This is a genomic window from Acidianus manzaensis, from assembly GCF_002116695.1.
GTDB lineage: Archaea > Thermoproteota > Thermoprotei_A > Sulfolobales > Sulfolobaceae > Acidianus > Acidianus manzaensis.
In genome coordinates this window covers 1,506,553-1,517,293 of the sequence record NZ_CP020477.1, presented here as the reverse complement: position 1 = coordinate 1,517,293, position 10,741 = coordinate 1,506,553, and the positions used below count along the sequence as shown (strand labels likewise).

At 30.6% G+C, this 10,741-nt stretch carries 11 protein-coding genes; 6 read left to right on the top strand and 5 right to left on the bottom strand.

Translation table 11 applies throughout. The annotated features are described in order from the left end of the window. The first annotated feature begins 2 nt into the window (after positions 1-2). The 6 genes from B6F84_RS07315 to B6F84_RS07290 are packed head-to-tail and all read left to right on the top strand — an operon-like array spanning position 3 to position 5,157. On the top strand, positions 3-1,007 hold the full coding sequence (locus B6F84_RS07315) for an RsmB/NOP family class I SAM-dependent RNA methyltransferase (protein ID WP_148691643.1): 1,005 nt from the start codon (positions 3-5) through the stop codon (positions 1,005-1,007). Continuing rightward, positions 989-1,504 carry a hypothetical protein gene (locus B6F84_RS07310; RefSeq protein WP_148691642.1) on the top strand — a complete coding sequence of 172 codons (516 nt, stop codon included), beginning with the start codon at positions 989-991 and terminating at the stop codon, positions 1,502-1,504. Before B6F84_RS07315 ends, B6F84_RS07310 begins: the two co-directional genes overlap by 19 nt. 50 nt (positions 1,505-1,554) lie before the next feature. Next, positions 1,555-2,529 carry a DNA repair and recombination protein RadA gene (radA, locus tag B6F84_RS07305; RefSeq protein WP_148691641.1) on the top strand — a complete coding sequence of 325 codons (975 nt, stop codon included), beginning with the start codon at positions 1,555-1,557 and terminating at the stop codon, positions 2,527-2,529. 39 nt (positions 2,530-2,568) lie between these two features. After that, positions 2,569-3,090 carry an HIT family protein gene (locus B6F84_RS07300; RefSeq protein ID WP_148691640.1) on the top strand — a complete coding sequence of 174 codons (522 nt, stop codon included), beginning with the start codon at positions 2,569-2,571 and terminating at the stop codon, positions 3,088-3,090. 27 nt (positions 3,091-3,117) lie between these two features. Continuing rightward, positions 3,118-4,332 carry a threonine ammonia-lyase gene (gene ilvA / locus B6F84_RS07295; RefSeq protein WP_148691639.1) on the top strand — a complete coding sequence of 405 codons (1,215 nt, stop codon included), beginning with the start codon at positions 3,118-3,120 and terminating at the stop codon, positions 4,330-4,332. A gap of 18 nt (positions 4,333-4,350) precedes the next feature. Continuing rightward, positions 4,351-5,157 (top strand): prephenate dehydratase, encoded by an 807-nt coding sequence (locus B6F84_RS07290; RefSeq protein ID WP_148691638.1) that lies wholly within the window; start codon positions 4,351-4,353, stop codon positions 5,155-5,157. On the opposite strand, the gene B6F84_RS07285 is transcribed toward B6F84_RS07290, so the two are convergent. The 5 genes from B6F84_RS07285 to B6F84_RS07265 form a co-directional block, all read right to left on the bottom strand. Continuing rightward, positions 5,150-6,124, bottom strand: a complete 975-nt coding sequence (locus B6F84_RS07285; protein WP_236749110.1) for an Lrp/AsnC family transcriptional regulator — start codon at positions 6,122-6,124, stop codon at positions 5,150-5,152. The two genes, B6F84_RS07290 and B6F84_RS07285, sit on opposite strands and share 8 nt — an antisense overlap. Before the next feature lie 23 nt (positions 6,125-6,147). Then, positions 6,148-7,545 (bottom strand): NAD(P)/FAD-dependent oxidoreductase, encoded by a 1,398-nt coding sequence (locus B6F84_RS07280; RefSeq protein ID WP_148691637.1) that lies wholly within the window; start codon positions 7,543-7,545, stop codon positions 6,148-6,150. Next, positions 7,545-8,561, bottom strand: a complete 1,017-nt coding sequence (locus tag B6F84_RS07275; RefSeq protein ID WP_148691636.1) for an adenylosuccinate synthetase — start codon at positions 8,559-8,561, stop codon at positions 7,545-7,547. The genes B6F84_RS07280 and B6F84_RS07275 overlap by 1 nt, the downstream gene beginning before the upstream one ends. 119 nt (positions 8,562-8,680) lie before the next feature. After that, positions 8,681-9,727, bottom strand: a complete 1,047-nt coding sequence (locus B6F84_RS07270) for a formate--phosphoribosylaminoimidazolecarboxamide ligase family protein (RefSeq protein ID WP_148691635.1) — start codon at positions 9,725-9,727, stop codon at positions 8,681-8,683. After that, a complete protein-coding gene (locus B6F84_RS07265) occupies positions 9,724-10,728 on the bottom strand; it encodes a formate--phosphoribosylaminoimidazolecarboxamide ligase (RefSeq protein ID WP_148691634.1) in 1,005 nt (334 codons plus the stop codon). The genes B6F84_RS07270 and B6F84_RS07265 overlap by 4 nt, the downstream gene beginning before the upstream one ends. Between the last annotated feature and the right edge of the window lie 13 nt (positions 10,729-10,741).

The following is a 10,741-nucleotide window of genomic DNA, read 5'->3' as shown; positions in this document are numbered from 1 at the left end:
TTATGGATAGTATTATGGCTTATATAAAAAAATATGATAAGCTATTTGAAGTTTCACCATCAAGGAAAGCAAGAGATCTCGCCATTAAATATGGATTCTTAGATTACATGATAGAAAGGTATTTGGATATGTTTAAAGATTCAACAAAAGATTTCTTGGACTCATGTGGATATCCTTTAAAAAAATCAATTAGATGTAATACATTAAAAATATCTTGCGATAAGTTAGTGAATGAACTAAAAAAGAAAGGTTTCTATTTGAAAAAAGTTGACTGGCTTCCGCATGGATATGAAGTTTTGTCTTATCCTAAGTCTCCGTCACTTGGAGCTACGATAGAATATTTGAAAGGATACTATTATATTCAAGGATTAGCTTCTATGATTCCTGCCTATGTACTTAATCCTTCATCATCAGATTTTGTTCTTGATATGGCAGCAGCTCCTGGAGGTAAGACTACTCAACTTTCACAGTTAATGGAAAATAAAGGAAAAATTATTGCAGTAGAGAAATCGCGTAAAAGAATAAGAGCGTTAGAATCTAATATAAATAGATTAGGAGCAACTAACATATTGATTGTTAGAACAGATGCAACAGTACTAAAAAAGTCTAATTTTAGGTTTACTAAGATTCTTTTAGATGCTCCATGTTCTGGAGAAGGATTAATTCCAATAGATCAAAGTAGAAAAACTAGAACATCGATATTAGACTTAAGGAATTTCTTTATCACTCAGCTAAATTTAATTTCAACAGCTTTTTCTTTACTGGATGATAACGGAAGATTAGTTTATTCAACCTGTAGTATAGCACCAGAGGAAAATGAAGCAGTAATTAATTTTGCCATAGAGAATTTAGGCATGAAGCCAATTAAGATTTCTGAATTTCCAGGATGTAAAGGTATTACAGAATTTCATGGGATAAAATTTTCTGAAGAGCTTAAAAACTGTTTAAGATTATATCCACATAAGCATGGAACTGAGGGATTTTTTATATGTCTTCTACAAAAATAGATGTAAAAAATATAGATTTTGAAGAGTTCAAGGAAATGCTGGATAGTATTTATAAGAAATATAATTGCGTTGATTTTTCTCATATGTTTAGTACTTTTCATATTTTGAAAATATCTGGAGCCAATTTTTCTCAAATATTATATACAACTTCAGATTTCGATCAAACAATTAAAGAACTTAATCGAATTGGTTTATTTCCGTATTCAGTTGGAATTCCTATTTTAAAAATTGATACTAGTGGTAGAATCATTCCATTATTGCCATTAGGTGATATAATGAAAAATTTCTGTAAAAATAAAATATGTTTACCGAGTTCTATTGTAATGAAAATAATTTATGGACGTGAAGTCAAAGTTAATGAAAAATATCCATTTAAATATGCTATATTAATGTTGAACAACATTTTTGTAGCTTATGTTAAGGTAAAGAGGATTGCAAATAAAACGATGATAATACCAGAATTAGATATAGGATGGTATTTAAGGAAGGCTGGATAAATTATATATTTGTTACTATAGAAGTTTTTAGTTTGAACAAGGTGAATTAATTGGCTAATGAAGTAGAAGAAAAGAAAAAGGTAAAGAGTATTGAAGATCTAAGTGGTGTAGGTCAGTCTATTTTAAATAAACTCACAGAATCAGGTTATTCTACGCTTGAATCTATTGCTGTTGCCTCTCCGCAAGATCTAAGTGTAGCAGCAGGAATACCTTTAACTACTGCTCAACGTATAATAAAGGAAGCAAGAGATGCTTTAGATATAAGGTTTAAGACTGCATTAGAAGTGAAAAAGGAAAGGATAAATGTAAGAAAGATAACAACAAGTAGTCAAGCATTAGATGGATTGTTAGGTGGAGGAATAGAAACAAGGACTATGACAGAGTTTTTTGGTGAATTTGGTTCAGGAAAAACACAAATTTGTCATCAACTTTCAGTAAATGTTCAATTACCTCCAGAAAAAGGCGGATTATCAGGGAAAGCCGTATATATAGATACTGAAGGTACGTTTAGATGGGAAAGAATAGAATCCATGGCTAAGGCGCTTGGATTAGATCCAGATACAGTAATGAATAATATACTATACATGAGAGCTATTAATACAGATCATCAAATAGCAATAAGCGATGATTTGCAAGAACTCATAGCTAAGAATCCTTCTATAAAACTAGTAATAGTAGATTCTGTAACATCTCATTTCAGAGCTGAATATACTGGAAGAGAAAATTTAGCAGTAAGGCAACAGAAATTGAATAGACATTTACATCAGTTAACAAGATTATCAGAAGTTTATGATATAGCAATAGTAGTTACTAATCAAGTAATGGCTAGACCAGATATGTTCTATGGTGATCCTACAGTAGCAGTAGGTGGGCATACGCTCTACCATGTTCCAGGTATAAGAGTTCAAGTGAAGAAGAGTAGAGGTAATAAGAGAATAGCTAGAATGATAGATGCACCGCATTTACCAGAGGGAGAAGTGGTATTTGCTATAACTGAAGATGGAATCAGAGATGCAGAAGAATAGCAAATAGACTTTTTTAAAGCATATAATGATATTTTCTATATGGAATATCTTTGGGCTCCTTGGAGATCAGCATATGTTTCTGATACATCAAAAAATAGTAAAAGATCTTCCTCTTGTATATTTTGTGATTTTATAAAACAAGATAATGATAAGGAGAATTTAGTAGTATATAGAGGTAAGTATTCTTTTGTTATACTTAATAGATTTCCTTATAATCCTGGTCATATAATGATAGTCCCATATAGGCATGTTTCGACATTAGAACTATTAACTAATGATGAAGCATCAGAAATTTTTAAATTAATGAAAATAAGCTTGAAAGCTATAAGATATATATATTCGCCTGATGGATTTAATGTAGGTATCAATATAGGTAGAGTAGCAGGTGCAGGAATAGAATCTCACGTGCACGTGCATATTGTACCAAGATGGAATGGTGACGCTAATTTTATGCCTATTATTGCTAATACTAAAGTACTACCAGAGTCACTAGAAGATACATATAATAAACTAAAGGCAGAAATTCAGAAAATTGGTAATGAAGAAACTCTCGATCTCTGAAAAATGATGATGGCAGGGTTCTCTGATATGAATTACCTTGAATATTTTGATACAATAGTAAAGATTAAGGAAAGAATTTCTTCCTATATTCATGAAACGCCAATAGATTATTCTTCAACTTTTTCTAGATTTATTGGAGGAAATGTGTATTTAAAAATGGAAAATTTACAGAAGACTGGCTCATTTAAAGTAAGAGGTGCATTCTCTAAAATATTAACACTAACTGATGAGGAAAAGAAGAGGGGCGTAATAGCAGTATCTGCTGGTAATCATGCTCAAGGTGTAGCTTATGCTGCAACTACATTAGGAATAAAATCTACTATAGTTATGCCAGAAATAGCTCCAATATCTAAATATCTAGCTACTAAAGGATATGGCGCAAATGTCATTTTATATGGATCGTATTTGCACGAAAGTATGAAAAAAGCGGAAGAGTTAGTAGCAGAAAAGAATCTAGTTTTAGTTCATCCGTATGATGATATTAATGTTATTTTAGGCCAAGGTACTTTAGGTTTAGAATTACTTAATTTAAATCCAGATTATGTTGTAGTTCCAATTGGTGGAGGGGGTTTAATTTCTGGTATAAGTATAGCTATTAAAGCTAAAAATAGAAATGTAAAAATAATTGGTGTTCAATCTTCTGCATCTCCTTCTTTAAAAGTTTCAAAGGATCTAGGAAGGCTAGTAGAAGTAGATCCATCATATTCCATAGCTGATGGCATCTTAGTAAAATCGCCATCCAAATTAACATTTGATATAATAGAGAATCTAGTTGACGATATTGTTTTAGTAGATGATGACGAAATAGCAGAAGCAATGGCATTGCTTCTAGAAAGAAACAAAACTATCGTTGAAGGAGCAGGAGCTGCATCTTTAGCTGCTTTATTGACATCAAAAATAAAAATAAGGAATAACCAAAAGGTTATTAGCATTTTAAGTGGAGGTAATATAGATATTTCATTACTAGCTAGAATAATGGAAAAATATTTGTATAAGTCAAAGAGAATTGTTAAAGTAAAGGTAATAGTACCAGATAAGCCAGGATATTTAAATAAAGTCCTAAATTATGTTGCAAAAATAAGAGGAAATATTATAGATGTAATTCATGACAGAATAAGTAGTGATGTAAAGCCAGGATATACTAAAATTTATGTTATGTTCGAGATTTCTTCATCTGAAGCCATTAGCATGTTATTGTTAGATCTAGCAAAAGAAGGGATTGAAGCTAAAGTTATAGATTAATTTTTTAATTAAGAGATTATGCATTATATTGACCCACATGGAATTTATTATTTAGGACCAAAAGGAAGTTTTTCACATGAAGCAGCAATAAAGTTTCTAGGTAGTATAAAAGGTAAGCTAAATGATGTTGCAACAATAGCTAATGTATTTGATAGTATAAAATCTGTTAATGACGTAGGTGTTGTCCCAATAGAGAATAGTATAGAAGGGCCAGTAAATGAAACTTTAGATAATTTGTATATTCATAATAATATATACATAAACGCTATTATACATTTGCCTATTAAATTAGTTTTAGCTTCATCTTCAGCGAAAAAGATAAGTGACATAAAAAGAGTTTATTCTCATTATTATGCATATAAGGAAGCGCAAAACAAATTATTAAAAATAGGTATTAAAGACGTAATTCCTGTAGAAAGTACTTCTAAAGCAGCAATTATGTCATCTAAGGATTATTCATCTGCAGCATTATGTTCATTATTCGCAGCTAAATTATATAATCTGAATATTCTAGCAGATAATTTACAAGATCATATAAACATTACTAAATTTGCTGTTATAAGTAAGAAAATGAATTATCGTGGAAAAAGGACAACTATATTATTTACTGTACCTGATAGACCTGGAGGATTATTTAAGATATTAGAAATATTTTATAGAAATAATATAAATCTTACGATGATATATTCTAGGCCTTTAAAGTCAATTCCTTGGCATTATTATTTCTATGTAGAATATGAAGGGAGTATAAATTTTAGTCTATTAAATAAGATAAGGCAAAATACACCAATTTTAAAAATAAAGGGAAGCTATATGGTCAAATAACAATTCCTGGTTTTAAATTATCTAAACTAAATAGTAACATATAACTTCTAGCATTTGTTAATTCTATAGCCTTTTTAACTGCAGTATATATTGTAGGTTTATCTCTTCCATGGAGCATGCAGTAGCATAAATAATCCCAGGGTTTATTACTTTCTCTAAGAACAACATGTGTAGCTTCTCTTAAATTTAATGCTATATTGTTGCATCCTTCTTCTATATTATCTGTATTAAGTAATAGCATTGCATTTTCTTTTATTCCTACTTTCTCACCATTTAATGTAGCTCCATAATCTTTTACTACGTGCTTCTTTTTCATTTCATAAATCAAGTCTACAAGCTCATCTTCTGACATATTGAACTTCTTAGCTATGTCCTCAAAAGGCCTTTTTACTATAGGTAAGGGTAAAGATAGTTGCTTAAGTAGTTCTTTGTTTATCCCTAGTTCTTCTGCTGTAGGTACTTTTTCTGCTAATTCCTCAACTTGACTCCATGAAATTCCTCTAATTATGTCATATTTTACACTTAATTTTAATGATTTTTTAGAATACAAAGTTACGTAATCCCTAGCATTCACTTCTTCCATTAAACTTTCTATTTTCTTATCTAGTTGGTTTCTATTCTCAGCTTTTATTACTAGCCAAACATTATATCTTGGATGATTTCTAATAAAATTATGTGTTAGCTCATGAATTCCTAAGCTTATTCTTCTGTATTTTTCTAAGTTATCTAAAGGAATATCAGCAGCTACTAGTGCTCCTTCCATTCCTTTTGCTCTGAAATTAATATACATTCCAATTCTTTTTATTATTTCATTATCAATTAGAGTTTTTATTCTACTCAATAATTCATCTTCTCTAATTCCTAATTTACTAGACAAGTCTAAATAAGGAGTCGAAGAAAGAGGAAAATTATATTCTAGTTCCATCAATAATTGTTTATCTTCTTCATCTAGTTCCATAAGAACAATTATGGTTATGGAAAATAAAAATGTTAACTTATTCCAAGCTTATTTATTATTCCTCTTGCGGCTAGTATTCCTGTAGCAGCTGCAACATTTATTCCTCTTGATAATCCTGCTCCATCTCCTGCTGCAAATAAATTGTCAACTACTGTTTCCATATTACTATCTACTACAGTCCTTACGCTATAGTATTTTATTTCTGGTGCGTATAGCAATGTGTTAGATGAATATATTCCTGACGCTATATTATCCAATCTTTCTAAACCTTCTATTAAGTCTGATACGACTCTATAAGGCAGACCCATGCTAATATCACCTGGAGTTACATCTTTTAATGAGGGCTTTACTGTGGATCTATCAATTCTTTCCCAAGTGCTTCTTCTTCCTTTTTCGAAGTCAATTAGTCTTTGTAAAATTGGTTTTTCTCCGCCTAATCTAGTCATTAGTCTTGCTATGCTTTTTCCGTATTCTATAGTATCCTCTAATGGATCTGAAAGCTTTATTGTAGCCAGAAAAGCGAAATTAGTATTTCCACTTTTCTTATTTGCATATGTTTCTCCGTTAACTCCTATAGTTCCATCATCATAGACTTCTTTCATAATATACCCATTAGGATTTACACAAAAAGTACGTACTTTATCATCGTATTTTCTACTATACATTATTATTTTTGGATCCCAAACTGCTGTCGTTAGCTCTTCTGTTATGAAAGATTCTACTTCAACTCTTACTCCTATATCTAAAGGTCCAGGTACTGTATCTATACCTAGTTTTTTAGATTGATCATAAAACCATTTAGCTCCTGCTCTACCAGGTGCTGCTAAAACTATTTTTGACTCTATTTCTCCTTTATTAGTTTTCATTCTAAATGTATTTCCAGATTTTTCTATTTGAAATACTTCAGTTAATTCTGAGATTTCTATACCACTTCTTTCTATATAATTCGTAATATTCTCTATTACTTCTGGACTTTTGTCAGTACCAATATGCCTCTGTAAAATAGGTACAAATTCCGCTCCAGCTTTAGCAGCTTTCTTTTGTATTTCCCTTACTTTTTCATTATTAGGCTTGAATAGTCTATCTTTAGGGGCTCCAAATTTAACTAAGATTTCATCAACATAATTTATTAATTCTTGTGCGGAGTCCCAGCTTCTCATTAATTCTTGTAATTCTCCTCCTATATCTGGTCTTAAGTTTATTATTCCACTACTGAACGTTCCAGCTCCTCCTAACCCATAATTTATATGACATGGAACGCAGAAAGTGCACTTTTCTTTAGGTGAAAGCAATGGACAATATCTTTTTGAAGCTCTTACACCTTTATCTACCAATAGTATCTTATAATTGTTATTTTTTATATAATTAGATAATTCGTAAGCAGCAAATAATCCTGCTGGTCCTCCACCTATTATAACTACATCATACATTATTCTTCACCAATTTTTTCTCTTCTTAAATCTATAGTATCTAAGCTATCTTCTCCAGTTCCAATAAGGGTTATAGGAACTTTAAGTTGTTGTTCTATATCTTCAAGCCATTTTTTAGCCTCATGTGGGAGTTTTTCATATTCTCTAACCTTATACGCATCCTTGAATATGGCATCTAATTTAGTAATTGCTATTTCTGTAGCTGAGTTTAATTCTATAGCTTTTTTAGCCAATTTTATGTTAAATGGTGCTGATCTTCTAGCTCTACCAGTTACAGTTGCTGTTTCAAATATTCCTAGTTTTTTTGCTTCTTCCTCATTTAATTCGCCTTCTAAAGTGCCATTACCTACTCTAGTCACGAAAGATTTGAAAATAATTATTATATTATTTACATACTTAGGCCCTATTCCAACTTCACTTAGTATTCCAGATGATGTAGTATTTCTGCTTGTTACATATGGGTACTCTCCATGGTATAAGCTTAAGAATGTGCCTTGTGTTCCTTCAGCTAATATTTTATTACCTTTTGTTAATTCTTCTATAAGTATAGAGGGAACATCAGTTAGATATTTATATAACTCAGAATAGTCTTTAGCTAATTTTGCTATTCTTAAGATTCTCCTACTTTCTGCATAACCAACTCCTTGTCCTGTACTTCCTACTCCTTTCATTAAGTTTTCATCATTTCGTTCATCCAAAATATCCTTTTCAGATATTATTCCAGTATGATAATCTATAAATAATCTATTTTCAGTATTAGTTTCCTTTATTTCTTTTGTTAATTCTTCTATAGAGGTTAAAGCTCCGGGTCCTAGCATTAATTTTGTTTTTTGATTAACAAAAGCTGATGGTATAATTCTTATTTTCCATTTTTTTCCATTGTATATAACTGTATGTCCTGCATTTATGGAACCAGTCCTTATTGATATAGAAGGATTATCTTTAAGTCCAAGGTATGAGGCTATCTTACCCTTTCCTTCGTCCCCATAAAAGCCTCCAACTAAAATATCTAGCATTAAGCACCGTTTTGATTAATGTTTAACCATAGTATAAAAACATCTCTATAATCAATTTATCATTATAAATTCGTTATCATATAACACTGACTAAAAAGAATTAAGGTAAAATTATAATTCTAAATTATTACTAAGTTTTCTCTATTTGTATTTATTGCTTCTTTTAATTCTATTGCTATTCTTCTCCCTAAACTTATTGGTTTATTAAAATATAACTTAGAGTATTGGCTTCCTATTCCCATATAAGCATTAGTTCCTCCTCCTATTCTTGGTGCCACATCGAAAACTACCAAATCTAAATCTGGTGTTACAGTTAATTGTAATGTAAATGGACCTATAATACCTGGTGGTTCAAGCTTTTTGGTAGCTTCTACAAAAGAGTATCCAATTTCAAACACTTTTTCTAATAAGCTCTCTCTTATCGTAGCTGGCTCATGGCCAACCTCTATTAATCTAGGCGTTCTATTTAATTCTAACTGAATATCGGCAGGTAGCTTATAGAATGAATCCCAATCACTTTGTACTCTTCTATCTACACTAATTATTTCAGTTCTATTGTATAATGGACTATAGAAATAATTTATATTGAAATATGCACCTAATATAAATTCTTCTATTACCATATCTTTTATACTTTCTTCATCTACTATCTTCTTTTCTTTTAGAATTCTTAATTTATTTTCAAAATCATTCCTATCTTTGGCAAAAAAGAATCCTCTTTCAACTCTTCTTTTAGCCTCTGGTAATTTAGCTATCACTGGAGAATCTATTTCGTCACTAGAAGAATAAATTCTTGGTCTCCTTATATTTGCCTCATCTAAAAGCTTGTAATAGTTTTTCTCCCCTATTCTTTCTTCCCATCTTAGCATTTTCCTATTTCCAAAGAACTTTACTTTCATTTGCTCTAGTGAGTCATATCCAACATAAACTGCTAAACTTCTATTTGGGACAATAATTGCATTTTCGTTTATTAATTTTTGTTGAATATTATCGCTTGGTATTTCTTTAAAGTCATTTAAAATTATACATTCATCTACTATCCGCTTAAATTCTAGATATGGTCTTTCTCTTCCTTTTTTGCATAAGCCTATAGTACTAAAACCTTCATCTTTAGCACCATCAAAAACATCTAGAGCAGAATGACTGGCTAATGCAGCTATTTTCATGATGTAATTTCACCTAGTTTATTTTGTATAGAAGCAAGTTTTATTTCTCTCGCTATTCTTCTCCCTACACTCATTGGTTCATCCCAATACAGCCAACTATATGGACTTCCTTCAACGTATAGATTAGTTCCGGCAACTATTCTACCTGAGAACTCAAAAACTACTATATCCAGATCTTCAGTAACTACTGATTCTAGACAAAAAGGCCCTATCATTCCTGGAGGTACTTTATTTTTAACAGTGTTTACAAAATTCTCTGCATAGTCAAAAGCTTTAGGCAATAGACTTTCTCTAGCTATTACTGGAATATTACCAGCTACTACAAAAGTTGGCTCAATATCAGAAGTTAGATTAGAAGGTAACCTACGTAATCCATCAACATTTGTTTCATACCTTATATCCATTCCAGTTAATTCAACCCTTTTTAAAATAGGACTGTAGAAAAAGTGAAAATACATAGGTATTCCAACTACATATTCTTGGATTATTACATCTTCAATAGAAGATATTTCTTTTGATTCTAATAATTTATTTAAACCTTCCTTTACCTCAGATTTATTTTTAGCAATGAAATATCCTTTACCTCCTTTAGCTCCAGGTAATTTAACAATAACTAGCCTATCAACTTCTTCTGGGTTTTCAAATGAATCTGGAATATGGATATTTGAATCTTTTAGTAAACTCATTTTTTTCTTCTGATTAGATTCCCATTCGAAAAGATTTCTATTTCCAAATATTGGAATTTCTATTTTTTTAACTCTTTCCATTTTTAAATATTCTATAAGACTCCCATGTGGAATAAATATAGAGTCAATCTCAGAATTTATAAGCTTTACTGCATCATCTAGAGTAGAATATTTATTTATTTTATCAATAAACTGAAATCTTTTATAGAAATTTTCTCTTTTTTCATCACTTATTACCATAGTATTAAAGCCTTCTTTCTTTGCTCCATGTAAAATTTGAAGAGATGAATGGCTTCCTAATGTAGTTATGTACATAAAAATAGGTAGA